Source organism: Sphingobacterium sp. SG20118, from assembly GCF_044740685.1.
GTDB lineage: Bacteria > Bacteroidota > Bacteroidia > Sphingobacteriales > Sphingobacteriaceae > Sphingobacterium.
On sequence record NZ_CP172826.1, the window covers coordinates 1787510 to 1812274 of the forward strand.

The following is a 24765-nucleotide window of genomic DNA, read 5'->3' on the forward strand; positions in this document are numbered from 1 at the left end:
AAAACCCGATATTTAGCTTCGCTGAGCTCCTTTCAGTCGGTTTGCCAAATTGCTATTATGCGTTCGCTTTTTTGGTAATCAATTATTTGTTGTTTAAGTTCATCTGATATGTTTGTCCATTTTGTTTCGTCAGTCAAAATAAGTTTACAGCTACATTCTGTTTTTGCTACTCCTGTGATTTGTCTAAACCAATCAAAATATGTCCAGTCTCTTGGTTTTGGTGAATAAAGAAAAAGTCCATTGTTGTCCCAATGAACTTCTGTCGCTGTCCTGTAAATCAAAGTAAAGCGTTCCTTGTCTGGCTTAATAAAAAGTCGCTTTTTGTCGTCAATACCAATTTCTAAAATTTTATCTGTCGTCATTGGATTTCTTTGAATTGGTCATTATATATTTTTACGTGATGAGGAAACTCCTTCTTCCATATTGCTCCTTCCGTTAGGAACAAGCGGGCTATTAATTACCGCTTTATATATTATAAATTTTTGTGAACATAACTGAAAATCAAAAGAAATATTTACGGTAAACCGTAAAACAATAAAAGGAGTTGGTACTAAAAACTTTAAAATATTGAGTATCAATTAAACTAAAAATAATAGTAAAATTACGCTAATATATTTAGTTTTATTATATATCTTTGAATATTGAATCAGGGAGGGCACGCTCCAAGATAACTGGTTGCTCAACATTCTGGCGTGCCCGACCGGTTCAATATTATTAATCAAAACAGGGCAGTAGGTTATAGGCGAGTTTAAGTAAAGCAGCCTACATGAACTACCTGTTGGCAATAGGCGAAAAAGATAAATAATAAATGCGATGAATGTACCATTGACTATCGAAATCTTGAAGGACCTTAAAAGTAAAGGATACAATATCCTGAAGTCCGATAATAGTGTGGACGATGTAGTCCAGCATTTTGTTCCGACAAAAGAAAATGACCTATGGGCGTTTATGGGGGAGTTCAACAAGGACTCTGCTACCGTAGTTATCGAGCAGATCTTAGATGTGCCCGAAGAAGTGTTAGAAGGAAAATTCCTACGGGTTTTCTGATTGATGACCGATTAATTTAAAACGACGAAAGATGAAGTTAAAGCAAATACACCAAGAATATATACTCAAGCATCCTACAGCAGTAAAAACAGGTAAGAGCAGAGCACAATTATCTTTTAGACAGATTGCAGGCATCCGTGAGTCTGCCTTTAGCATCTCCCAATTGTTCACGTTAGCGGATGGCGAGCATATCATTAAGCAGGGCTTCGCGAGATGGCCAGATATGATAGCAGGGGAGTTGGCGCTGCTCAATAAGAGATTGGTAGATTAGAGCGTAGTAAGAAGTTATTTATTATGAAAAATATATGGTACCCGCATGGTTAGATAAAAAAAGAGAAATACCTTCTGATGTACGAGCGCTGACAAATTTAGCACGGGAAAACAATTGTTGGATTTATCATATCCGTACAAGGATATTTTACACGCCAGATGAATTTATGTCGCAATGGACATTATTGTATACAGAAGGTATGAAAGGGCTGAGTAACAATAAAGAATTTGCTGTTAAAAGCCCTTATGTTGCCATCAAGCAGCGTGCCGAGTGGGTCAATAAAGCAAATGAAGAGCTGCAAGCTATCTTAACAAAGCTTGAAAGCTACGAAGCTGAATTCAAACCTCAGAAATAAGTTACTGATTCAACTAGGCCTTTTCATAAAATGAGCCATACCCCTAAATTGTACTTTAACTTTATTTGAATATTAAGGGACAATCCACACCACTTACATAAGATATCAAGCTGATAAAGTTTGAGTTATATTTTCGATACAACCAATAATTCATTATCTTGAATAAACTCTTTTTTTCATAGAAGTGTTTATTAGTTAATACCTAAGGCTCTAGCGAGAACAGCTAGAGCTTTTTTTATTGCAGTCTCAACAGTTCACTTGATCTTTTTGGCTTTCATCGAATGGCACAGTTCGCTATGGATGATAGTTTAGCAATTTTCAAACACCAAAAGCCATTCTGACAAGAATGGCTTTTTTATTCTTATCTTGGTATAACCAACGCCACACCGCTTATGCTGTACAATCCCTTCGAGCAATTGACCCGTAGTAACTTACAAGATCTCTTGGAGCAGGGCTACCGCGATTTTGTGCTGCAACGGTTCGAGTGGCCCGACCTCAGCAAGGGCAGCGGATTCATGTTATCGCCCTATTGGACGGCAGAAGAAGCACATGCCCATGCTGCAGAAACTTGGCCCCAAAGAAGGTAAAGCTATTCGCATACCGGCAGATGCACAGAGCATACAGCAGATGCTAGAGGTCAATTCGGGCTATCGCATCTTCATCAACCTCTTTCGCGAAGAAAAATGGAACAAGCGCATGTTGCGCATGTATGAAGGCAAGATCATCAATTACCTCCGTAGCAACACCACCTTCAAGCGCAAGAATCCAATAGACATCCTGTTCACCCTCGAGCATGGGCGCGTTTGGGCAGTCATTACCGATGGGAATACCCAAAAGAAAGTGCGCGCCATCGAGCTGATCGCTTAGTCAAAACCACCATCATCGGCAAAACAAATGGACACCTCAACGTGTTTAATTTCAAAAGGACTATATACTACTTCAACCATATACTATGTGCTGGGACATTTCACTACACTCGGATGTTGATATCATCAAAAAAGCCTTCCCCAAATTACGGGACGAGCGCAAGCAACTCGATTACGACTACCGTTATTTCGAGAATGTGCAGGCCATTACCTTTCCAGCCTATCCCATCATCTACAAGGACAAAGAAGGAGAAGAGCTCGGTCTACAAGAGATGGAGTGGGGCGTACTGCCCACCTATATCCAAGACCCCAAAGAGCAGGACGATCGCCGTCGCAATATGGTCAATATCCGCAGCGAGCGCATCCTTTCCGATGGCAAGTCCTACTGGCACCGCCTGAAAAATCAGCGCTGCCTCATCCCCGTATCCGGCACCTTCGAGCACCGTAAGATCCATGGATGGAAAAAGAAAGTACCCTATTATATCAGCGAAAAGGGGAGAGAAGTATTCTACATCCCGGGACTGTACCAATGGCACGAGCATATTGACCAGAATGGCGAACTCCACAAAGTCGGCAGCTTCGGTATGCTCACACGTGAGGCCAATAGCGTCATGGGCCAGATCCATAACGATGGACCCAACAAAAGACGGATGCCCTTATTCCTCACACCAGAGCTGGAGCAGCAATGGCTATCCGCAAAAGATGATGAAGCCCTGATGCCCATCTTCAATTATGAGATCTCCGACCAAACATTGGACTATTATCCTGTCTACACGTTAAGGGGTTACCCCGATAGGCCAGACGGCAAGCATCGCTACGAACCCTATACCTGGTCAGACCTGCCACCACTGGGCCAAGACGGGCCTATACAGCAAAGTTTATTCTAACCGATAGCCATACCATATATTATGCAGTTCGCCATCTTAACTCAGACCCTATTGTTGCAGCTCAAGACCAAAGGGTACAACATATTGACCTCCAAAAACACCATTGATGACGAAAACCCAACCTGGTATCCAGAAAAGGTTGACGACGTTTGGGAATACATCGTAGAACTAGATAGCGAGGGTAAGTTCGTCCCATTGCAAGAGCCTGCCATCCTGGTCATCGATGATGCTATTCAGAATATAGAAAACTGGCAGCTTATCGGCGAGGTATTCATCGAAGACGACCATCAGCAGAAATTGCAGCAACGGCTCTTTGTATATAACGAGCATTATCAGTTCGCCAAAGACCTCGACAGGTTCGATTATGCCTACGACCCACAGCGGGTGTTGCTACGTAACCATGCCCTGCACAGTGGCGACCAATCCTTATACCTCAAATACCTCAGTGTACAATACCCAGAACATCTCATAGCAGGTATACAAGATCTGGAATATCTGACCCAGCGGTTGATCTGCCTCGATAGAGCGCAAGCCCGAGAGTGGATGACTGCCAAGAGGGTAGAAGTACTCGAGTCCGATATCAGTATCTTTGACCAAGATGCAATCCTGAAGATAGTAGACCAATACGAGCAGGTTCCTAGTATTTCTACGGATAAGCCTACCGACTCGCTCATCTACAATCAGATGGCTACCGAAGACCTCTTAGCACTACGTGATATCTTTTGTATAGACCCGAGGATGGGGTAGGGTCATTGAGGATGCCAAACAGAAAATTGAAGACTGGAGAGACGAATATAATACCTTCAGACTCCATAGCTGTTTAGGGGGGCTGACACCTGAAATGTTTATTGAAAAACAGACCAAAATAGCCGATTCTTCTACTTTAGAATACCCCTGAAATTGGCAGGACCTCACACTAAATAGCTATTAGTATTTGCCGGTACCTTTCAAGAAAGGTACATCATTGGGTAACAGAAGCTCATCTTTATCCATAGTAAACAATGAATATTTTACTACTTTTAAATATTCAAACATATTAGTCATATTTTTTCTTCTATGAACCATTATTGGATTAGCATAAGTATAGTGCATTCCTATTTGGTTTTTATATTCTAATGAATCTTTACCAGTCGCTTCATCTAAAAATTGAATGTAGAGATCTCTATTTGGCCCCCGTTTAATTTTATCTATTTGGTCTATATATTTTTTCCTATGGCCCTCTTTCACTTCAGCATATTCATGTTGGTTGAATTCTCTATAAGCATCGTAATTGGCGCTGTATACTCTCAATCGATGGAGGTCAATTTTAATGTCTCTTTTCGATGTTTGTGCCATTATTGGTTCAATAAATATTATTAATCCTATCATCATGACAATTAGGGCTGAAATACTTAAAAATTGCTTTTTCATTTTATTTTGACTTTAGTATCAACTAGATTAACAGGGCAGGACATTAAAAAGCAAAAAGGTAGTGCTAGGTATGTTTTCATATAATTATAGACATGGTTTCACTTCTTTTTTTGAGCTCTATATCTACGAAATTGGATACCTCAATCTACATAATTTTCTTTTCAGAACAAAATAGGGGTTAGGTTATGCTATATTTTCTTAAGCTTTTTCGGTCTGCTATTTGCACGAGTTTAGTAGGTGTAAGTGTGTCATATATAGGTTGATATTTCGAAAACGTAATTTCTAAAACTTTACTCGAGTTCAAACTGTGTAAAACTATTTTACGTTTTATTTTGTAATATTTTATTTTCACTTTATATTGTAGTTGATTTTGAGAAGAAAATATTAAGCCAATTATCTAAATACCTTTTTATGAGCTGCATTTGCATCGTTATAGAAAGGAATAAAGAGTTAACCATTTCACTTCTAAAAATCAAAAACATGTATCGTATTAATGCTTAGCAATGTTGAATCCTTTATGGATTTTATTCATGGTCGATTGTGAATCAGTTTTTCATGCATGTATATCGCATGCTGTAGATAAATTCATTTACTGAACACGACTTAATAATACAAACAGAACCAAATAAAACGAATGATACCTATTGAACTAGAAACGATGAATGATATTGTAGGAAAACAGACTGATGTTACGAGTAAGGCTTTTGAAGATATTGCTTTTACGGTTTCCCGTAAACAGTGCCTATTCACTAATGATATCTTCGTGCGATATTGAATATACTATAAAATATGGGGCTTATTTATCATTATACCAGGTTTGAAACTTTTATGTCCTATATATGACCAAGTGGTACTATAAGGACCAATTCATTACGGCATATGAATGACCCTAGGGAGTCATTGACCTGGTCTTTTGGTAGTATTAATGTTCCATACGAAGAGATATTTCAAGGGTATTATTCTGATAAAACACATATCGATTGCCAATATAAATTTGGCGAGATAATGTAAAACCCGATTCTGTGAAGAAACTGATTAATCGGAGATTGCAAGTTATTGAGGGGATTTAATGATGGAACCAACTATTTTATTTTTTAATGCTTAATTCTCAAGACATATTGCTGTTGACCTATTTAAATAGTAATTATAAAGTATCAAGGAAATACTTAGAGTGTAAGCAGAATTGTACGTTATGAAAGAAAGAGCTATAAAACGAATTTTTGATAATATTTTAAATAAAGCGTTCGATGTAGATGAAATAATTCGAAACCAGCGTGAAGGATTTGATATTAGAAGCTTATATAATAAAGATTTAGACAGATACTCATGCGTAGAATGTTGTCAAAATCTAGTTGTTTCCTTTAGTAGTTTGGATAATGTATATTTTCGTCATAAGTCAAGTTTTATTTATTGTATTTATAAAGATGAAAATATCAGTAATGAATTACTGAATGCTTATGAAGACGTTAGATTAGCAAAAGAAAGCCCGAGACATAAGGAATTGAAAAATCTAATTGGGAAATTATTGTACGATGAACCAAACGTTGAAACTAGATTCTATTGATATAGATACCAAATTTCTAATGAGGGGTGGAGAGAGAAGGAGGCCTGATGTATATTGTAAATTTGATAATAAAGAAGTTGCTTTTGAAATCCAATTATCCCCATTACCACAGCATTATATACAACATCGGTATCAATTCTATAAAAAGAACAATATTTATCTAATCTGGATACTGGATATAAAAGGTTCTGCGACTATCTTAAAATCTTTTGAAAGGGATGTGAAATATATTTGGAAACATCAAAACCTTTTTATCTTGAATGAGCATAAAGTAAGCCGCTTAGAACTACTTTGTCATTACAAGACGCCTTTTAATGACAATGGTTTATATAAAGAAAAATGGTATGAAACCTCAATTAATTTGGATAAACTAAAATTTGATAAAGTAGAGATTTCCTGTTTTTTCTATGATTACTTGTGGATGAAAACAAATGTTGAGACAGAAATTTTAAGAGTGCAACAAGAAGAAGTTTTACGTCTTGCAGATGTAGAAAACAAGCTAGCAAAACAAAATGCTATTGAACTTATAACTTCCTTGAGAGCAAAAATTGGTCATTGGAGAAGTAAAGACTATAATTTTTATAGTTTAATTCATCAAATAAATTGTTTGAGTAATATAGAAATAGAAGAACTTAATCGCCAAATCAATTTGAATAAAAGAATGCAGGGTTTACCACAATTTTTATTTTTTATAAAGTCTTATAAGGAGCTTTCAAGTGATTTTAAATCAATTCTTATTGAACTAATATTTATCTGTCAAAATTTAAAATTTAATATCAATTTGAAAGATAAAAATGATGATGGTGTCATTCAATATCTTTATCGTAACCCAGATCTTGGTAAATATTTATATAAATTATTGCCGTTGCTATTCAAACGGAGATATGTTTTAACTAAACATGATAAAGATTTTGTTCTTGTCAATACAGCTAATGGAGAATACGAATGTATGTTGTTAAATACTTATTCTCATTGCAATAATGATTATGAGCTTGAATTTGTTAAAAATAATTTCAGGTATATACGTTTCATCAAATCAGCTATAGATATGAATCGATTGGATTCCAAGGTTAAGAGTTGGGTTCAATATATGATGCCAATTATGTACAACTATAAAAGTCTATGGAAATATACTAAGTTGGTGTTGGCTAGAACACCTCTAGGGGAAGAACTGAGAATAGTTGATAAGAAAAATACAATTGATGTTAAAATAAAAGAGTTTAATCTTGAAATAGTTCAACAGGAAGAAAGTTGTAATAATCTATTAGCCAGGTTGTATCCTCAAATATTTTTTAATTAATTAAATAGATCAATAATGTATATATCAACACTTAAACTGTGGAACTTCAGAAAATATGGATCTCAAGATTTCGATGTTAAAAAGCCCGATTTAACAGTCCCTTTTAATAAAGGGATGAATATATTGATAGGAGAGAATGACTCCGGTAAGACCACTATTATTGATGCAATTAAATTGGTTCTGAAAACTCATGCATACGAGTGGATTAAGGTAGAAGAAAGTGATTTTTTTACTCAAGGGAGTGTAATAGCAGAGACGTTGAGGATAGAAATTGAATTTTCAGGAATAACAAACAAAGAAGCTGCAAATTTTACCGAATGGTGCGGAACAGAAGATGAAGATGTCAATGTTGAGGATAAAATCGAAAGACAGAGGAGGCCTAAGCTGCATCTTATATATCAGGTAGAAAGACGAGATGATAGGATAATCCCAACAGATGTTAGGGCAGGAATGGATGGCTACGGTAATATGTTGACTGCTGAAGCAAAAGATTATCTAAAGTGTACCTTTCTGAAAGCATTAAGAGATGCTGATAGCGAACTTGCAGCTAAGAAGAACTCCCGGTTGTCGCAGATTTTGAAAGAGCATAGCGAGTTTCGCAAAAGGGACGAAAATGGTCTTCATGAGTTTGAAGAGTTATTTGAGAAAACAAGTACTGATATTAGAGCGAAGTTTAGTGATGCACAATCAGGATATAATAAAAATATTAAAAATGTAATTGATGATTTTGTTACATCATTCATTGATGATTTAGTCGAATCAGCTTTTGATCTTGGATTAACCAAGATAAACCATATACTGGAGAAAATGTCACTTGGTGTAGTTGGTGGGAAAAACCTCGGTTTGGGCACAATGAATAGGTTATTTATGGCAGCCGAACTTTTACACCTTCGAAAACCGGATTGGAATGGCTTAAGATTGTGTATGATTGAAGAGCTTGAAGCGCACCTACATCCTCAAGCCCAATTGAAGATTATTAACAGGTTAAAACAAGAGTCCGAAGTTCAGTTTATCCTCACAACCCACAGCCCTAATATCAGTTCACAGGCAGATCTCAAAGATATTATCATATGTAGGAATGACGATGTGTTTCCGTTATCGGAAGGGAGCACAAAACTTAAAAAAGACAGTTATAAATATCTAGAACGCTTTTTAGATGTAACAAAAAGTAATTTGTTTTTTTCCCGAGGAAATATAATAGTTGAGGGCTGGTCTGAGGAAATTCTGCTACCAGTTATAGCTAAGAAATTAGGCCTTAATCTTACAAAAAGTGAAGTGTCAATTATTAATGTAGCCTCTACTGCATATCTACATTTTGCAAAGATATTTTTGAGAGCGGATGGCGCAAAAATGAATACCGCTGTTTCCATAGTAACCGATTTAGACAATAGACCAGACGATGACGGTACCTTCAAACTTCTCGCTGATGAAGATAAAACCTTTAAAACACGATTTGATAATCTAGAATTATTAAGGAAAGATTTAGTAGGTTCAGATGTAATGATATGTATAGCTTCAGAGTGGACTTTAGAATGGTGTTTATTCAAATCTTGTTTGTCTGAACTTTTTAAGCAAGCAATTGCTCAAGTACACTCAGGAGCTAACGAGTTTAAGAAAGATGCTAATTGTAATTATAAACCAGAATTCCAACAAAAACTTATTTTTAAGCTATCTAAAAAGCAAGGGGAGACGGCAATTAGTAAAGTTGAACTCGCTAGTGTATTTGCCGAACTTTTAGAAAAGGATATATCTATTTCAAAAAAAATGATTGAAGAAGATCCTTATTTAACATATTTAGTTAATGCAATTAAACACGTGTGCTAATATGAAGATTAATCCAGATCATCTTAAAAAAGCTGAATATCTCTTAATAGACGGAGAGGAGTTTGATGAGGAGAGAAAGAAGTTTATTTTTTGCACTGATACTATAGATTTGCTAGCTGTACCAGGAAGTGGAAAGACTACAGCCCTATTGGCAAAGCTATACTGTATTGCTCAGCAAATGCCTCTTAAAGATAATGCTGGGCTTCTTGTTCTTTCACATACTAATCATGCTGTTGAAGAGATAGAAAAAGTTTTGAAGCCGATATGCCCTCAACTTTTTTCCTATCCCAATTTTGTTGGTACGATTCAGAGTTTCGCAAACAAATTTATTGCAAACCAAGCTTGTTTCGAGTTGTATGGAAGTTATATTAGAAAAAACGATGATGAAATGTATTTTTATGAGGCGGTACGTTTTTTTTCTAGTATGTTTTATTCTAGGAAGGGGAATATACCTAAGAACTTGAAAAATGTACTACTGGGGGTTGTGAATGCCGGCAAGCAAACAGATAGCATTAAGGATGCAGAATTAAACGTGGTTGAATTTCTAAAAAAGTGTTTTTTTGACTTTGATGAAAAGAAGATAATAATTGGAACTCAAACAAAATTTAAATTTAAGGGTGTAAATAAAGAGTACTATTTAGAATTAGAAAAATGGAAAATTGGTTTATTGTCCAATGGAATTCTATCTTATAGAGATAGTTTTGATGTTGCGAAGAGATATCTCACAGATCCCAAATCGGCATTTATAAAAACTATTTTACAAAGTAGATTCAAATACGTTTTTATTGACGAAATGCAAGACTTAGATCACGAGCAAGTAAATTTGATAGAAAGCATTTTCTTTACCACTGATTCGGATAATATAATCCAGAGAATAGGCGATAAAAATCAAGCAATTTACTCAAGTGTTTCCTTGAATAGTGAAACAGTTTGGAAAACTAGATACGAATTTGATCCCGTAAGATTCCATGAAAACCTAAGTCTAAATAAGTCACACAGACTGACAGAAACTATCGGGAAGTTAGTAGATGGTTTTGTGTTATCTCGCGATGAAGGATATGAAGTCGTGGGAGATTCTAAGAATCAAAATATCGCTCCATATCTTCTAGTCTATAAAGACGAAGCCGATGCAGAGTTGTTGAAAAACAAATTTGTGGAACTAATAAAGCACTTTGAATTAGATAAAAGTAAAAAGAATAAAGCACGAGGTTTTCACATTATTGCATGGACTACAGATAAAGAAGAGGGGTCTGATAAATGGCATCTAAGAAAGCTCTTTCCTGAGTATATTAGAGAATCTAAGCAAAAGAAAGAGGATTTTGATTGTTTGAGAAAGTATCTGTTTTTGTTTGATCGAGATAAAAAGACCTTTGAGTCCATTAGGAAAGCATTGTTGAATGGAATCGTTCGGATTTTAAGAATAGAACAAATTTATATTGATAAAGAATTACAAAAGCATTTCAGAAAGTCTAGCTTTATACAGCTTATTAAGAGTAAAGGAGAGGACTTCTATCAATCATTTAAAGAACAATTGTTTGATTGGTGTTATTCAATCGTTACTTCTCGTAATTATGAAGAAGTATATATTGAGTATTATAAATACATTAAATATAGCCTTGTCGAATTAATCCCAGAATTTAAGATTGAAAAATCTAATGTGTTTATAAATCAAGAATTTTCTTTCGTAGAGCTTCCAGAACAAATTGAGAAAATAAATGATGAAGATCAAATTTCATTAAAGCTAGGTTTCTATTCACTCTGTAAAAGGGCAGACGCATTGCGCTACTTTGTATGTTGAAACGGAATACTATAGTTGTGAAACACATAAGCTAAGAGTTGAACTTAAAAAAGGTTCAAAAACTAAGCAACCTATTTTCGCAAATAATCCTCTGTATTTTCAAACGCAAAATATATCTGACAAACCTAATGTTAGATCAAATGAAGCACTGAAGATGATGTATGTCGGTTTTTCTAGACCTACACATTTGTTATGCTTTGCTGTTCGAAAAAAGAATGTAGAGAACGACATAGGGAGCTATCGAGATTCAGGATGGAATGTTGTTGAAGTATAATTATTCGATATCGTGTTCCTTTCTCAAAAGCAATTCTTAAATAAAATGAAATATAAGCTGAAAAATATAACTCCTGAAGTATTCTTTAAAAGTTTTCAATCTTATGAGAAACAGATGCAGAAGATATTACAGGGAGAAGTAGACTTGGAAATTAGAGCGTATACTAATAGCACTATTGAGGGGGTGAAAAGATTCTTACAACGGTATATTGGGCTAGAAGGAGACGAGCTGATTAATTGGTTGAATATGGATTACCCAACAGTATTGGATAATTTTTATAGTAAGTACTCGGGTCATCATTTACCAGAAATCAAGAAAGAAATTGTACGATTGGAGCGGTTTTATAAAAGCTTTTCCAGGTTGGGCAAATATCTTTCCATAGTTGATAATATAGGGGATTTGATGGAGAAGCGAGATCGAATGTCAGTTTCCGACAAGAAAGATTTTATTCTGAACAAGCTAAATAGCCTTCATAGTGATGATTTTTTTTCGATTGAAAGCATCTTTGACGTTAACAATATAGACTGTACATATGCTGAGCCGGATGAACTAGCTCATGATCTTTGTGAAAGAGGGTATGCTGTTCGACCGGATAAATACAGTATTCCAGACGTAATTCGGATTACAGTAAAAGGTGCAGGTTATATTGAAAGAAAAAATAAACTTAAACAAGTACGTAAATATAATGATGAAATAAGTGTAAAAATTGATCTGGTGTTAAGTCAACTGACAAAATTAGGGTATGGTCAAGAAATTGTTTTTAATGAAATTAATGAACTTAAATCATTACATACCAAACTTTCAAAGAAATCGTGGTCTCAGCTATTAAAAGGAAAGCTAATTGACTTAGCGTTAGACAAAGCACTTTCCATAGAGATTGCAAAATCTGTATACGAGCAATTAACTGATGCTGGAATGAAATTAATCAAGTAAAATTATTTAATGTATGAAATTAGAAACAGTCAAAATCTCAAACTTTCGGTGCTACAAAGATGAGATAGCAATTAATGTTAGCGATTTAACTACAATTGTAGGAAAAAATGACGCTGGTAAGTCAACTATATTGGAGGCTCTAGAGATTTTCTTTAATAATAACAGTGTGAAAATTGATATTTCTGATATTAATGTGTATTCAGAATTTAGTGAAGTTACGATAACTTGCGAATTTTCTGAATTACCAAGCTCTGTTATTTTAGATTCTGGTGCGGTTACAAATTTTCAAGAAGAGTACTTACTTAATAATATTGGGCGATTAGAGATTAAGAAAGTATATGATTGTAGTAAAAAGACGCCAACTTCCGAGATTTATATAAAAGCAAATCATCCATCTATTGAAACATTCGATAATCTATTAGAACTAAAAGAAAAGGAATTACAGGCTTTAGTTAAGAAATATGGATTAGACACTACATTGAAAGGTAATCCCTCAATGAGAAAAGCTATTTGGGCGAGCGTAGGTGATCTCAGTTTGAAAGAGGTAGATATTCCTGTATCAAAGGCCAAAGAAGATCGAAAGAGACTTTGGGAGCAGATTGACTCTTATTTGCCTTTTTATGCATTGTTCCAAAGTGATCGTAGTAGTAAGGATGGAGATAATGAAGTTCAAGATCCAATGAAGGTGGCTATAACAACTGCCTTAGCAGAAGTTCAAGATGAGATAAGAAGAATTCAGGAAAAAGTGAAAGAAAAGGCGATTGAGATAGCGAACAATACCCATGAAGCATTAAAAAAATTAGATGCTTCGATGGCTAAGTCTCTGGAACCGCAGTTTACACCACCCACGCCAGCAAATTGGAATAGCTTGTTTAAAGTAAAGATGGATACGCATGATGGGATTTCTCTTAATAAGCGTGGAAGTGGGGTAAGAAGAATGATTTTAGTAAGCTTTTTTAAAGCCGAAGCAGAGAGAAGATTAAAAACATCAAATAAAAGAAGTATAATTTATGCAATAGAGGAACCTGAGACCGCTCAACATCCTAATAATCAGAAGATACTAATTAATGCATTTAAATCTTTGTCTATGGAGAATGGGTGTCAAGTCTTGTTGACCACTCATAGTCCTGGATTGGCGTCTGAATTACCTGTTGACAGTATAAGATATATTCATCAGCTTGACGGTAATATTAGAATCAGTGAGAATAACGATGTCTTTCGCGATGTGGCAAACACTTTAGGAGTTATAGCAGACAGTAGGGTGAAGTTACTTATTTGTGTTGAGGGGCCAAATGATGTAGATGCTTTAAGATGTTTAAGTAAGGCTTTGCATGATGAAGATACTGAAGTGCCAAACTTGTTTATCGACGATAGGTTTGCGTTTATTCCGTTAGGGGGAGGAACTCTAAAACATTGGGTCAACGAAAATTACCTAAGGGCATTGAACTGTAAAGAGTTTCACCTTTATGATTCGGATGTTAATACATATAAAAAGTCAATAGATGATGTAAATAGTAGAGGAGATGGTTCTTATGGCATATTGACGCAAAAACTTGAAATGGAATGTTACTTACATTCTGATGCAATCAAAGAAGGGTGTGGCGTTGATGTCGAAGTTTTAGATGGAATAAATGGAGATGGTCATTCTTTGCCAAAAGTATTTGGAATTGCGTATTCAAAGGAAAAAAAATTAGACGGAGTTCTTAAAGACAATACTTCTAAGAGTTATCTAGCCGAAAGAGCTTTTCCAAAAATGACTTCTCGAATGATTCAAGAAAGGGATTCCAACGGCGAAGTTAAAGGATGGTTTCTTAAAATGCTTGAAATGTTAAATTAATTAATCTTTAGGGACTGCAACTTAAACTGTCTTTTCTTGATGCAGCTATATAGAAAAATTGTAATCTTGTTCAAGAAAAGACATTAATATATCATTAGTCCAATCATTCATTTTTTATCTAAAATAGAGGAAAGTTTACCGTTGAATATCAACAAAAATCAGTATTTTTATGTAAAAAATTCCACCTTAAGGATTTGGACGAAAATGTCAAGTTTAGTTTGATGACGCCATTATGCTTAATATACGTTTAAACTTATTTTAATGAATCGTTACATATGCCTAAAAGAGATTTTTACATAAGAGAGTCGGAGCTTGATGATTATCAAGTTAAAATTATAAACCGTAGAACTGATAATTCATTTATCGTAAAAGGGTGTGCTGGTAGTGGAAAATCTATTCTTGCTCTTTGGAAAGCCAAACAAATACAAGACGATAAAAAAGGAAGCTTTTTATTTATTGTATATGCTAAGGCACTTCTTCAATATATGAAAGATGGTATTAATCAGATTGGACTTTCACCAAATAATGTGCAGAGCCTTAATCAGTGTTTTCATTGGACTAATAACGATGGTATTTGGGAAAAAGGAGATTGGAAAAAAGGAACCTATGATTACATAATAATTGATGAAGTTCAAGATTTGACTAAAGAGGATTTGCTAACAATAAAAAGTTACGCAAATAAAGCGCTATTATTATATGGTGATGCAGCGCAACAACTCTACTCATTCCGGAAAGATAATATTTTCAAGTCTATGGAAGAAATTGCTGATGTAGCTGGCTTACAGATGGAGCAGTTGGTTTTTAATCATAGATTACCTAAAAAGATAGCACGATTAGCAGAATTTATTAGTGGTACGCCTGATGATTTAGAAGGAAGATGTAGAAATGAAGGTGTGGAAAAACCTAAAATAATGCGATATTTGTCAATAGATGAACAATTAGATGCTATTGCTGAAATTATTAAAAATAGAGGGTTTGAGGATGTCGGAGTTTTATTTCGATCAAATAAGGAAGTCATTCATGCTGCAGAATATTTACGTAAGATTGGTATGAATATTGAAGCTAAAGTTAACGAAAATGTTGAACTTAATTTTAATTCAACGAACCCAAAACTAATGACGTATCATAGTGCGAAGGGACTTCAATTTGAGGCAGTTTTCGTGCCAGATTGTTTGGAGTCAGACGAAGACAATAGAAATGCATTGTATGTAGCCATTACTCGAACTTATCAATCATTATATATCATGCATTCTGGAACTTTATCTAGTTTTTTCGATGATATTCCAACAACAATATTCGAAACGAGTTTATCTGTTGAAACAGAATTATTATGATACCTGGAAAATTATATATTGCTACTACGACACTTAATTTCAATAATATTATGTCGAGTGAATCCATTTCTCCTGCCAAATTTTATGAAAGACGGGGCTTTGGTTATAAACGTTTTTATAAAGTAGTACCAAATAATTTAGATACGCGCATTATACTTTATGAAAAATATCCTGATTTTAATATTGTCGATGAAGAGTTGGAAAACTATCCGATGATTATTGAAATTAATACGAAATATATAGCAGAGGATATTATTCAAAAACACGAAAATATTTATTTTAGTGAACAAACTATATATTTAAATCCTTTTACGACTAACGTTTTTTTTAGAAATGAACAAGAAAAATTAAGGACATTGTCAAATGTTGAGCAAAGTGTTGAATCAAAGTTAGTTTCTCTTTATGATCCATGTTTTTTGTTAAAACCAGTTCTTTTAGACTCTTCTAAACTGGGTTTTACCAGTTTAGAAGAGTCTAAAGGTGACTTCTCAAATTATATTTCAAAGGATAGGATTACCAACAAATTGAAAGGTTTTCTGTATAGCTATTTGATAGCCTCTAACAAATCACTCTCTTCTAATGTCGTTGCATTGAAGAAGTTCACAAAAGAGTTACGTAATGTACTCTCTGCGACGGTAACAAACCCTGGTGGCAGAGCCAGTTCACAACAAGCTTCACATTTGATGTCGTTGAACAAAAAAATTAACAACCTCTTACTTAAATTAGATAATTATCAACAGAAAGTTGAGTTTCTTATTGAAGAAAAAAATAAAGAATATCCCATTAATCGTGCTAACATAAGTTTTGTTGAGGCTATTAAAAAAGAAGGATTATTTGATCTTTGGCTTAAGAAGCAAGATGTAAAATTACCATATCAACTGGGACCATTTTTTAATTCTAATGGAACTAACAGCACATTAGAAGCGTATATTTATCCTTTAGAAGAACAAATTTCAAAGGTAGAATCTAATGAGAGTAAATTAAACAGTGGTTCTTCTATGTTGCCTTTACTTCAGAATGGAAAAATAATAGATATTCCCAAACAAAAGAAATTTCTAACAAGGCTATTAAATAGATATTTAGAAGAAGGATTTAACAGCGAAGAGCTCATGCAGTCACGATATGAATTCGCAAAGGCAGGAGGAGTTGTATTTAGGGAAGAGTTAATAGATAAATGGGAAAATAGTGAGTGGCAAAAGTATATAAATGATTTATTAAAAAATTTAAATACACATTCTGCTTTTGACATCAATAGTCTGGAGAATTTAACTTTGAAATCATTTGCGGCTTTCTGCCAAAAGGGCGATTTTGATCTAAATAGACTAGAAGATTATTTGATTTCAAATGAAATAGGTGATTTTCGTATAGCTTATGGCTTGTGGGGATCCGTTTTTGGTTTTGCAAATATGCCAAAAACTTTTACCAATTATTTGTTTTTATCGGACGATTTAGCTTATGTTAGTGAGGTTTATAGACACATTTACGAACAAGTTCATGGAATTAAACTTGAGGGCGAGCTTAATATAAGGAAGAGAGAGCATATTGAATCTAATATTGAGCTGAATGATAATATTGGAATATGCAATGTCACTCCTGAGCGATTAAAAGGGGAATTAGCAACATTTGAAGAGTACAACAAGTTGAATACGAATATTCAAACGGAGATTATTGGAAAATTCTTTGAAAACGACATTCATTCTTTGGAGTACTGGAATGAGACAATAGCTAATTCTATAAAATGGAATTCCACTAAAGGTCAAAAAGGATTAATAAAAGCTATTTCAAAATCAATAAAACCGAAGAATAAAAAACAGCAATCTCAGCTTTCAATGGATATAAATGTTCGTTGCAATATATTTGATAATCATCGTGTTACATCTTTAAGAGAGGAGAATTTTATTTACAACGACCCCAAAGCTTGGTCTTATATTCAAAGATTAGTACCACAGGATCTACAAGTAAGTATTGAGAGAAAATTTAATTGGGTGATGGATCAGTATAGAACAAATGGAGCATATGCAGGTAAAGATCCGTCTAATTCCAATGTAATAGAACATTTCTACAATTATGGTAAAAAACCTGGTGATGGTAAAATAGAACCAAAAATACCACTAGATATATTAGATAAGTTGTTTAAAGAACTAAAAAGTAGATATTTATAACAATTATTAGATTATTTGTACATTTGATATATGCAGAAGTATCCATTATATACTATCGGACACGGAAATCGTAAGGTTGATGATTTTTTGAACTTATTAAAAGAGGTTGGAGTTTTATATCTTATTGATGTTCGCTCACAACCTTACTCAAAATTTAATCCACAATACAATCAAAGCGATTTAAAACTATTATTGGAAAATAATGGAATTACATATGTTTTTATGGGCGATAGCATCGGTGGAAGACCGAAAGATATTTCATGCTACGATACAGAAGGCAAAGTGAATTATGAAATAGTAAAAAATAGATTATTTTTTAAAGAAGGTATTGAGCGTTTAAAAACGGCATACAATAAAAATATCCCTTTAGTGATTATGTGCAGTGAAAGCAAGCCGTGTGAGTGCCATCGCAGTAAATTAATAGGCCGTGTTTTGAGCTTAGAAGATATTCCAATGAAGCACATTGATGAAAAAGGAAAATTAAAAGATCAGATAACAGTTATCAACGAACTTAATAAAGGTGTTGCTGAATTTAATTTATTTGGTGAACCTGAAAACCGAACTTCTAGAAAAGTATATCTTTAAATTATGGAGTTTTTTACGGTTGGAGTTTACAATTCTACTGAGAAGGAATATTTTAATAAGCTCACTCAAAACAACATAGATGCATTTTGTGATATCAGACAACGTAGGGGAGTTAGAGGGGTACAATATGCTTTTGTTAATAGTAATCGCCTGCAAGAAAAACTGAAAGACCTTCAGATAAAATACGGACATTTTATTGATTTAGCACCTACAACTGAGATACGAGACCTTCAAAAAGAATCAGATGCTATACAAGGTGAGTTAAAACGTGATAGAAACAAACTGGGAAATGTATTTACCCTAGCGTATAATGATAAAGTAATAGGATCGTTTGATTTTGATGGATTTATTGGAAATTTAGAAGATATAGGCGCTAGACGTATCGTATTATTTTGTGTAGAGGAGAAACCAGAGGCTTGTCATAGGTCAATTGTTACCAATAGACTTAAACAACTTGGTTATAAGATTACACACTTGTAGTATGGATGTTATCATAGTCTCAAAAACTCGTATGGCTAATGCATTCTGTATCGGTGGTATATTAGATAACGGGCGCGCTGTAAGACTACTTAATCAAAGTGGTAATAATCAAGATACTGATACAGAGATTAAAGTTGGTGATGTCTATAGTATAACTTTTACTGAACGAAAAGATAAAAAACCACCTCATATTGAAGATGTTTTGGTAAATACCTTGGTGTATAAATCCAGTTTCCAATCTATAAAGAAAATGGTTGACTATCTCTTTGAAAATGTCGATGTTAAATTTTGGGCTGGAGATATTGATAAATTATATGATGGTAAACTACAGTGGACAAAAAATGGGAGCGGGTATATTTGTGAAGCAAGAGGAGTCCCAGAAAATAGTGTTGGTTTTTGGATGTCAAATCGTGAATTAAGATTGAGTGTAAGTGATATTAAACCAAAATATAAATATATTCTTGGGGAAAATAAATTAGCTTACGTTGGATTACAAGAGCCTGTGGAAATAATTCCTTTAGGAACTTTGGTTAGGGTATCATTGGCTCGGTGGTGGTCACCCGATAGTAATGAAAAAAGATGCTATTTACAATTGTCAGGGTGGTATATATAGATAATGAATAATTACATTTTACAATTTGATTAGGGATTGGTGGATCATTGCACCTCCTCCCAAGAAACTGGAGTATTTAAAAGAAGAGAACTCAGGATTGGATTACTGATTTTAAATAGGCAGTGTCCCATAAAATGTGTAAATACAAAATAAGGAATTCAATTATATCTTATAGTTGGACTTTTTTTCAAATAAAGTCAAGAACTGAATTAAGATTATACCCCAGTTATGTATTGGTAAAGACCATTGCCCACTCCCACGCGACTTTTTAACTAAGGTTAGCATGTTACTCCGTTGTTCTTGTACTGTATTTATATCAACAAAAGTAGCAACCACTAATTGTCATTCAAATATGGACTTGCTTAACAGGATACATACAGTCTCAGTAATTTTGTTATTTACTGAGACTGTAAAGCTTTATTTTGAATTCTTTAAATGGTCTAATTGTATATCTATTGCCGTATCGTTTGCTTTGATAAAATACTTCATTTCAGATGTACCAAAAACATTAACATTTTCATGCCCTGATGCATAGCTGTTTTTCTCAATGTATTTTTCGTCATTGAACAGTAATCTTTCGATATCCTTTGCACTTAATATTTTTGCATTACCAAAGTTGCTTTTATACGAACCCCCAATTTTGTTAATGAAACTATTGCTTTTAATAGCGGTATATGGGTGCAAAATAATCAAATGGTCTTTTGCTCTGCTGATTGCTACATTGTAGATGTATTCTTTTGATAATAGTGCTTTTTCGTGTCCAGAGTAATGATATCCGTTTGGATTACAAACAAATAATACAATATCACACTCGTCTCCTTGAAAACCATGAACGGTATCAGAGAACACTTTTATATTTTCAGAAATACCGTAAGATGTGATCAGTTTACTTAGCAAAATTGCCTGCGCTTTATATGGAGTAACTAGTCCGATTGTCCACTGCTCATCCTTGTTTACTTTGTCAAAATCCTTTATGATTTCAGAAACTAATATAGCACAATAAGTATGATATGAGCTGTAAAACAGCTTGTTGACTCTATAAATAGAATTTTCTTGATTTAAGGGAACATCAACAAATGTCACGTTTGATGAGAACAACTTTTTGTACTTTTCTGGCAATTGTTTAGTTTCTTTTCTATTCGTTGCTCTGTCGTGCTCTAATAGACCTGAGTAGGAGAGCTCGTTAAAAAGCTGTCCGATTTGTGGAATACTACGGTATTGTTTGCCAAGGTTTTGAATTATGTCATTCTCTCTAATTTTCTGTTCTTTTGGGTCAAAACTTTCAAGCCCCATCATTTTGTATATGTTTTCGTCTTGAAAGTCGAAGTTTTCTAACTCTTTGTCATTTATTTCTATAACTGGTGGAATCTGTTTAGGATCACCTGCCACGATGAATTTTGTATTTTTATTTGTCTTGAACAGCGACATAATTGCGAATGTAATATAATGCAATCCAGTCATTGAGGACTCGTCAAAGATTATGTAGTCAAATTTTCTGTGTTTAAAGAATTTGTATTCAAAGCTTTCTCCGTCTTTTTCGCCATGTATATCAAAATAAGGTAAACGATGAATTGTTGAAGCGACCACATTGACATTCTTTAGAGATTTACTATCTAATGAATCTACATAAATACCACTATCTTCCAAGTCCGAATCTGTGGGACGACTTAAACGAATGGTATAAATAGCGGTGTTGATGCTTTGCAGTTTTTTACAAACGACATCCGCAGCTTTGTTGGTCGGCGTGAGAACCAAAAACTTTGCCTTAGGATTTTCAGTTAAAATTTCATTTATTTTATTACATATTGTGGTCGTTTTTCCTGTTCCAGGAGGGCCATAAATGAAATTTAGAGAAGGCATTGCTTCTTGTATATCTTCCCACTTATCAATATTACTGTCATTTGTGAAAGCTTTGTATAGTCTGTCTAGTAAATCAATGACAGGCGTAAAATTGATTTCAACTTTAAATATTTCTGAGAATCTGTAAAGGGTATTATTTGATAACGGTTCACGGCAATAGATTAACAAATCTTGTCCCTTTTTAGAAACCCCCTCAACAGTGATGTTTTCTCTCTTACCATTTCCATAAACAAGGGAAATTTTAAAATCATTAGCGTTTTCAATTTCAGGTGATATGTAACTACTTGCACCGCATAGCAAAAAGTATTTATTTCCGGTTTTATAAGGCTTAATCTCTTGAAATGATATCGATTTTTGTTTATTCGTGTCTTGTTTTTCTACATACGTAGTCAGCAACTGTAAATAAGATTTAAACCAATCGTAAGAGTATTTTACGCTTTTATTAATGTTATCAACTAGATCGACTCTGTTTTTTTTAATTTCAAGCTGTCTTTTTAAACCTTCGATACCTATTGCGAGTTCTTCATCTTCGTCAAAATCAGGTAATGCGTTTGTTTTTTCCTTTTCTGTTTTTAACTTTGTTACAGATTCTGAGAGGTTGTCCAAGCTTTCGATAGCTTCTTCTAAATCATCTGTATCATATTCAATACTTGCCCCCGATATTTTTCGTTCTATCTTTCTGTTTTCCTTTTCTCTTTTTTCCGCGAGAGCTTTTTTGGCTTCTTCAGCCTCGTCTTCATTTTCGAACTTCTGAGCAATTCTTTCAGCTTCGGTCAAAATAATAGATGGCTTAAACCCAAGTAGATGTTCTAATTCTAGATTATTTTCATATCCATCAGCTAATTCATTTATGGTGATTTCATTTGGTGCTACGAATTCACCGCAATCAGATAAAAGCCATTTATTTGTTTTTAGCAAAGTAAGTGTCGTCGACTCAAAAGATTGGTATTGTTGTGAGTAGTAAAAATACCTATGCTGACCTTTCAATTCCGATATTTGAAGTTTACCTAAATACCTCCATACCAACAAAGATTTGTCAATGTCGATATTTTCTAGAACTTCTTTACAACCCTCTATAACTTTATCAATAGTTGTATTTCTGTCATTATAGCCGTAAGTGGATTGACGAAGCTCTAATTGCTGTTTTATAGACGAATCGATAATTACTTCTTTAAATATTCTTGGTAATAGCCTTACACCTAATTTTACCAAAAAATCTTTCAGAATTTCTTGTTCTTTTCCGTCCGTTATATAAGAGTAATAGTTTTCTAAGTCAACAAATCTTGTTTCAGGTTTTGTCTCAAAATACTTTTCTAAATCTGATGATGGATAATATATGTCACTTGCTTCACCTCTAAATCTTGTCTCATCATCATTTGTTTTGTAGAGAATAAATGATTTATCCCTTATCAGATTCACAAAATCTTCTGGTCGTCCCTCTTCTTTCCAATACTTAAAAAATATTTCAAAATGCGGTCGTGTGTCGATGTCATCATCTGTCACATATAAAGGCAATACATGATTATAAATTTCATCTTTCAAACTTGGTTTTTTTACACCGAAGTTTTCAATAAATTCTTTTGTCTTCTCATTTTTTAATAATTCAACGTCAATGGTTTTGTAAGAAGAGTGCACTTCATCTAATGGCAAAAATAAGATTCCGTGTAATTCTTTCCCGTTTAGTTCAAATGCTGAAACCGTACTTCCGTGTGTATCCTTGAAAATTGGCTTTGTCTTGAATTTATCTTGATAAGACTTTCTTTCAGATAAGTACTCATAGAATTTATGTAACCATTCATTTGCTTGTCTTTTTATAAAATCACTAGTTATTAGCTCAGCAATCTTATTCTCAAAGTCTAAATTTGATTTTATCAAATTAGGTTCTTTTTTATCCCAAGATCTTTCAGAAACCACCATCTATATACTCTGTGATTTCTTTGTCTTTTGTTCTTCCGATGGTTGAGAAAACCCACTTTGCATTTTCATTTTTAACCAAATCTGCAAGTTGTTCATTGGAGAATAAAGTTGCTAAATCTGGTACATCAGCCCAATAAGCGTTTAGTTTATGAGCAAAGGATCTATCTTGTGCCGGTAGAATTTCTTCTGTCTTGAGTGTTTCCTTTATTTTTTGATAGAAGACGTTAAAAAAACTATCGTGACCGTATTCAATATTTTTATATGGGATTATTTCAAGTATATCATCATTAATTAATTTTACTTCTTTCAAAATCAACAAACTGTCAGCAGCGAGTTGTGAAAGCAACTCCACCATGTTAGCATTGTGATCTTTCGAACGATGAATACCTTCTCGGCTATCAGTTAGTAAGAATGGGGCGTGTAGAATAAAATTTAAGTTAGTCGTTTCCTTAGTAGGAAAGAAACAAAAAGCAGTAAATTGTTTTGGTGTTAGCTTACCTTTTTTATCAAGAAAGAAGCCGATAGAATAGCTGTGATTTTCTTCTGTAGAGCGAGTGAATAGATATACTTTTTCGTTGGTCTGGTTTAATCCAATTTGTTGATAGAGTTCGACTTTTTCATAAGTAATGTCGTCAGCTAGTTTTTGTTTACTTCTTTTCTTGGTGTATTCACCTGTTTCACTTTCTGCCTTCCACTTTATCTCTTGTAAACTGGATAAAAATAGTGTAGGGAAAACCAATTTTTTCAATTTTTCTAAAATGTCTGCGTGTGCTTTTTCTGGGGACACTTCAGTTTTATTGAAAGGAAAATAAAAGATAGTTTCGTTTTTTTGCCTGTCTGGCAAATCATCTTCCAATTTCACAGGAATAATAAATCTGTCAATCTTAAATTGAAAGTTCGGGTCGTATATATGAGGTGTTTCAGTGTATTGAAAAACAGCTTTAAAACCAACACCAAATTTTCCGATGGAAGAGTCTGTCTTGTTACTGTTGGCTATGGCCGTAATGGAATTAATGTGCCCAAGAGTATTATTTGTTTTGTCCTCGTCTTCTGTGTCAGGATTTGAAACACTAAAAAGGACTTTTCCATTATGTTTGAAGTATAATCCGTTAGTTGTTAGTTCGAGTGAAGATTGTGTCGCCTTGGCATCATTAGCATTTTGCAACAGTTCATAGATAAAATGTGCTTGGTCGCTGTATTTTTCTACGACACTATTTTTAATGCCACGCATAGAAGGCTTTTCAAGTGTTATGGCGCTTTCTTCTCGGTCTTTCGCTAGTTTATCAAACCAAATTTGGTGTTGCTCTGTCATTTTATTGATGTTATTTTTGGTTATAGTTTCTGAACCATTGAATTAGGAAGGGTTTCCTATGTTCAAGATAAGCTCTGTAAACTATTGAGAATAATTTTTTAAAAAATTTTGTACTAACCTTTGTTATATTTCAATT

Annotated in this window: 23 protein-coding genes; 19 read left to right on the top strand and 4 right to left on the bottom strand. The window is 34.0% G+C overall.

Annotated features, from left to right (window positions below):
- Positions 1 to 32 precede the first annotated feature (32 nt).
- A complete protein-coding gene (locus ACFX5U_RS08425; RefSeq protein WP_400263079.1) occupies positions 33 to 362 on the bottom strand; it encodes a hypothetical protein in 330 nt (109 codons plus the stop codon).
- Positions 363 to 813: 451 nt separating this feature from the next.
- Between ACFX5U_RS08425 and ACFX5U_RS08430 the strand changes: the two genes are divergently transcribed.
- The 7 genes from ACFX5U_RS08430 (at position 814) to ACFX5U_RS08460 (ending at position 4324) form a co-directional block, all read left to right on the top strand.
- Positions 814 to 1047 (top strand): hypothetical protein, encoded by a 234-nt coding sequence (locus ACFX5U_RS08430; RefSeq protein ID WP_400263080.1) that lies wholly within the window; start codon positions 814 to 816, stop codon positions 1045 to 1047.
- Positions 1048 to 1078: 31 nt separating this feature from the next.
- Positions 1079 to 1318, top strand: coding sequence for a hypothetical protein (locus ACFX5U_RS08435; RefSeq protein WP_400263081.1), 240 nt, complete (start codon positions 1079 to 1081; stop codon positions 1316 to 1318).
- Between the two features lie 34 nt (positions 1319 to 1352).
- A complete protein-coding gene (locus ACFX5U_RS08440; RefSeq protein ID WP_400263082.1) occupies positions 1353 to 1673 on the top strand; it encodes a hypothetical protein in 321 nt (106 codons plus the stop codon).
- Positions 1674 to 2228: 555 nt separating this feature from the next.
- A complete protein-coding gene (locus ACFX5U_RS08445) occupies positions 2229 to 2540 on the top strand; it encodes a hypothetical protein (RefSeq protein WP_400263083.1) in 312 nt (103 codons plus the stop codon).
- 85 nt (positions 2541 to 2625) lie between these two features.
- Positions 2626 to 3426: an SOS response-associated peptidase gene (locus tag ACFX5U_RS08450; RefSeq protein WP_400263084.1), complete on the top strand. Its 801-nt coding sequence runs from the start codon at positions 2626 to 2628 to the stop codon at positions 3424 to 3426.
- 21 nt (positions 3427 to 3447) lie between these two features.
- Entirely contained in the window at positions 3448 to 4173 is a 726-nt protein-coding gene (locus tag ACFX5U_RS08455) for a hypothetical protein (RefSeq protein ID WP_400263085.1), read from the top strand.
- Positions 4174 to 4177: 4 nt separating this feature from the next.
- Positions 4178 to 4324, top strand: a complete 147-nt coding sequence (locus ACFX5U_RS08460) for an integrase core domain-containing protein (RefSeq protein WP_400263577.1) — start codon at positions 4178 to 4180, stop codon at positions 4322 to 4324.
- A 29-nt stretch (positions 4325 to 4353) separates the two neighbouring features.
- Here ACFX5U_RS08460 and ACFX5U_RS08465 read toward each other — a convergent pair whose 3' ends face one another.
- Positions 4354 to 4836, bottom strand: a complete 483-nt coding sequence (locus tag ACFX5U_RS08465) for a hypothetical protein (RefSeq protein WP_400263086.1) — start codon at positions 4834 to 4836, stop codon at positions 4354 to 4356.
- Between the two features lie 634 nt (positions 4837 to 5470).
- Here ACFX5U_RS08465 and ACFX5U_RS08470 point away from each other — a divergent pair.
- The 12 genes from ACFX5U_RS08470 to ACFX5U_RS08525 all read left to right on the top strand — a co-directional run bounded on the left by ACFX5U_RS08470 (position 5471) and on the right by ACFX5U_RS08525 (position 19540).
- Positions 5471 to 5611, top strand: coding sequence for a hypothetical protein (locus ACFX5U_RS08470; protein ID WP_400263087.1), 141 nt, complete (start codon positions 5471 to 5473; stop codon positions 5609 to 5611).
- Positions 5612 to 6028: 417 nt separating this feature from the next.
- Positions 6029 to 6400, top strand: coding sequence for a DUF6035 family protein (locus ACFX5U_RS08475; RefSeq protein ID WP_400263088.1), 372 nt, complete (start codon positions 6029 to 6031; stop codon positions 6398 to 6400).
- On the top strand, positions 6369 to 7700 hold the full coding sequence (locus tag ACFX5U_RS08480) for a DUF6035 family protein (protein ID WP_400263089.1): 1332 nt from the start codon (positions 6369 to 6371) through the stop codon (positions 7698 to 7700). The genes ACFX5U_RS08475 and ACFX5U_RS08480 overlap by 32 nt, the downstream gene beginning before the upstream one ends.
- Before the next feature lie 15 nt (positions 7701 to 7715).
- Positions 7716 to 9524: an ATP-dependent nuclease gene (locus ACFX5U_RS08485; RefSeq protein ID WP_400263090.1), complete on the top strand. Its 1809-nt coding sequence runs from the start codon at positions 7716 to 7718 to the stop codon at positions 9522 to 9524.
- A gap of 1 nt (position 9525) precedes the next feature.
- Positions 9526 to 11322 (top strand): UvrD-helicase domain-containing protein, encoded by a 1797-nt coding sequence (locus ACFX5U_RS08490; protein ID WP_400263091.1) that lies wholly within the window; start codon positions 9526 to 9528, stop codon positions 11320 to 11322.
- A 319-nt stretch (positions 11323 to 11641) separates the two neighbouring features.
- Entirely contained in the window at positions 11642 to 12529 is an 888-nt protein-coding gene (locus ACFX5U_RS08495) for a hypothetical protein (protein ID WP_400263092.1), read from the top strand.
- 13 nt (positions 12530 to 12542) lie between these two features.
- Complete coding sequence (locus ACFX5U_RS08500) at positions 12543 to 14366, top strand: ATP-binding protein (protein WP_400263093.1); 1824 nt, start codon at positions 12543 to 12545, stop codon at positions 14364 to 14366.
- A gap of 275 nt (positions 14367 to 14641) precedes the next feature.
- A complete protein-coding gene (locus ACFX5U_RS08505; RefSeq protein WP_400263094.1) occupies positions 14642 to 15700 on the top strand; it encodes a 3'-5' exonuclease in 1059 nt (352 codons plus the stop codon).
- Complete coding sequence (locus ACFX5U_RS08510) at positions 15697 to 17862, top strand: hypothetical protein (RefSeq protein ID WP_400263095.1); 2166 nt, start codon at positions 15697 to 15699, stop codon at positions 17860 to 17862. Before ACFX5U_RS08505 ends, ACFX5U_RS08510 begins: the two co-directional genes overlap by 4 nt.
- Before the next feature lie 30 nt (positions 17863 to 17892).
- Positions 17893 to 18447: a DUF488 family protein gene (locus ACFX5U_RS08515; RefSeq protein ID WP_400263096.1), complete on the top strand. Its 555-nt coding sequence runs from the start codon at positions 17893 to 17895 to the stop codon at positions 18445 to 18447.
- 3 nt (positions 18448 to 18450) lie between these two features.
- Entirely contained in the window at positions 18451 to 18927 is a 477-nt protein-coding gene (locus ACFX5U_RS08520) for a DUF488 family protein (RefSeq protein ID WP_400263097.1), read from the top strand.
- A 1-nt stretch (position 18928) separates the two neighbouring features.
- A complete protein-coding gene (locus ACFX5U_RS08525; RefSeq protein ID WP_400263098.1) occupies positions 18929 to 19540 on the top strand; it encodes a dual OB domain-containing protein in 612 nt (203 codons plus the stop codon).
- A gap of 417 nt (positions 19541 to 19957) precedes the next feature.
- Here ACFX5U_RS08525 and ACFX5U_RS08530 read toward each other — a convergent pair whose 3' ends face one another.
- Together ACFX5U_RS08530 and ACFX5U_RS08535 are read right to left on the bottom strand one after the other, a co-directional pair.
- Positions 19958 to 23317, bottom strand: a complete 3360-nt coding sequence (locus ACFX5U_RS08530) for an AAA domain-containing protein (RefSeq protein ID WP_400263099.1) — start codon at positions 23315 to 23317, stop codon at positions 19958 to 19960.
- Positions 23304 to 24629, bottom strand: a complete 1326-nt coding sequence (locus ACFX5U_RS08535; RefSeq protein ID WP_400263100.1) for a sacsin N-terminal ATP-binding-like domain-containing protein — start codon at positions 24627 to 24629, stop codon at positions 23304 to 23306. The genes ACFX5U_RS08530 and ACFX5U_RS08535 overlap by 14 nt, the downstream gene beginning before the upstream one ends.
- Positions 24630 to 24765: the final 136 nt, after the last annotated feature.

Excerpts from the sequence above, each read along its gene's own strand:
- ACFX5U_RS08425 (WP_400263079.1), bottom strand. The coding sequence starts at position 362 with ATGACGACAGATAAAATTTTAGAAATTGGTATTGACGACAAAAAGCGA.
- ACFX5U_RS08430 (WP_400263080.1), top strand. The coding sequence starts at position 814 with ATGAATGTACCATTGACTATCGAAATCTTGAAGGACCTTAAAAGTAAA.
- ACFX5U_RS08435 (WP_400263081.1), top strand. The coding sequence starts at position 1,079 with ATGAAGTTAAAGCAAATACACCAAGAATATATACTCAAGCATCCTACA.
- ACFX5U_RS08440 (WP_400263082.1), top strand. The coding sequence starts at position 1,353 with ATGGTACCCGCATGGTTAGATAAAAAAAGAGAAATACCTTCTGATGTA.
- ACFX5U_RS08445 (WP_400263083.1), top strand. The coding sequence starts at position 2,229 with ATGCTGCAGAAACTTGGCCCCAAAGAAGGTAAAGCTATTCGCATACCG.
- ACFX5U_RS08450 (WP_400263084.1), top strand. The coding sequence starts at position 2,626 with ATGTGCTGGGACATTTCACTACACTCGGATGTTGATATCATCAAAAAA.
- ACFX5U_RS08455 (WP_400263085.1), top strand. The coding sequence starts at position 3,448 with ATGCAGTTCGCCATCTTAACTCAGACCCTATTGTTGCAGCTCAAGACC.
- ACFX5U_RS08465 (WP_400263086.1), bottom strand. The coding sequence starts at position 4,836 with ATGAAAAAGCAATTTTTAAGTATTTCAGCCCTAATTGTCATGATGATA.
- ACFX5U_RS08470 (WP_400263087.1), top strand. The coding sequence starts at position 5,471 with ATGATACCTATTGAACTAGAAACGATGAATGATATTGTAGGAAAACAG.
- ACFX5U_RS08475 (WP_400263088.1), top strand. The coding sequence starts at position 6,029 with ATGAAAGAAAGAGCTATAAAACGAATTTTTGATAATATTTTAAATAAA.
- ACFX5U_RS08480 (WP_400263089.1), top strand. The coding sequence starts at position 6,369 with ATGAACCAAACGTTGAAACTAGATTCTATTGATATAGATACCAAATTT.
- ACFX5U_RS08485 (WP_400263090.1), top strand. The coding sequence starts at position 7,716 with ATGTATATATCAACACTTAAACTGTGGAACTTCAGAAAATATGGATCT.
- ACFX5U_RS08490 (WP_400263091.1), top strand. The coding sequence starts at position 9,526 with ATGAAGATTAATCCAGATCATCTTAAAAAAGCTGAATATCTCTTAATA.
- ACFX5U_RS08495 (WP_400263092.1), top strand. The coding sequence starts at position 11,642 with ATGAAATATAAGCTGAAAAATATAACTCCTGAAGTATTCTTTAAAAGT.
- ACFX5U_RS08500 (WP_400263093.1), top strand. The coding sequence starts at position 12,543 with ATGAAATTAGAAACAGTCAAAATCTCAAACTTTCGGTGCTACAAAGAT.
- ACFX5U_RS08505 (WP_400263094.1), top strand. The coding sequence starts at position 14,642 with ATGCCTAAAAGAGATTTTTACATAAGAGAGTCGGAGCTTGATGATTAT.
- ACFX5U_RS08510 (WP_400263095.1), top strand. The coding sequence starts at position 15,697 with ATGATACCTGGAAAATTATATATTGCTACTACGACACTTAATTTCAAT.
- ACFX5U_RS08515 (WP_400263096.1), top strand. The coding sequence starts at position 17,893 with ATGCAGAAGTATCCATTATATACTATCGGACACGGAAATCGTAAGGTT.
- ACFX5U_RS08520 (WP_400263097.1), top strand. The coding sequence starts at position 18,451 with ATGGAGTTTTTTACGGTTGGAGTTTACAATTCTACTGAGAAGGAATAT.
- ACFX5U_RS08525 (WP_400263098.1), top strand. The coding sequence starts at position 18,929 with ATGGATGTTATCATAGTCTCAAAAACTCGTATGGCTAATGCATTCTGT.
- ACFX5U_RS08530 (WP_400263099.1), bottom strand. The coding sequence starts at position 23,317 with ATGGTGGTTTCTGAAAGATCTTGGGATAAAAAAGAACCTAATTTGATA.
- ACFX5U_RS08535 (WP_400263100.1), bottom strand. The coding sequence starts at position 24,629 with ATGACAGAGCAACACCAAATTTGGTTTGATAAACTAGCGAAAGACCGA.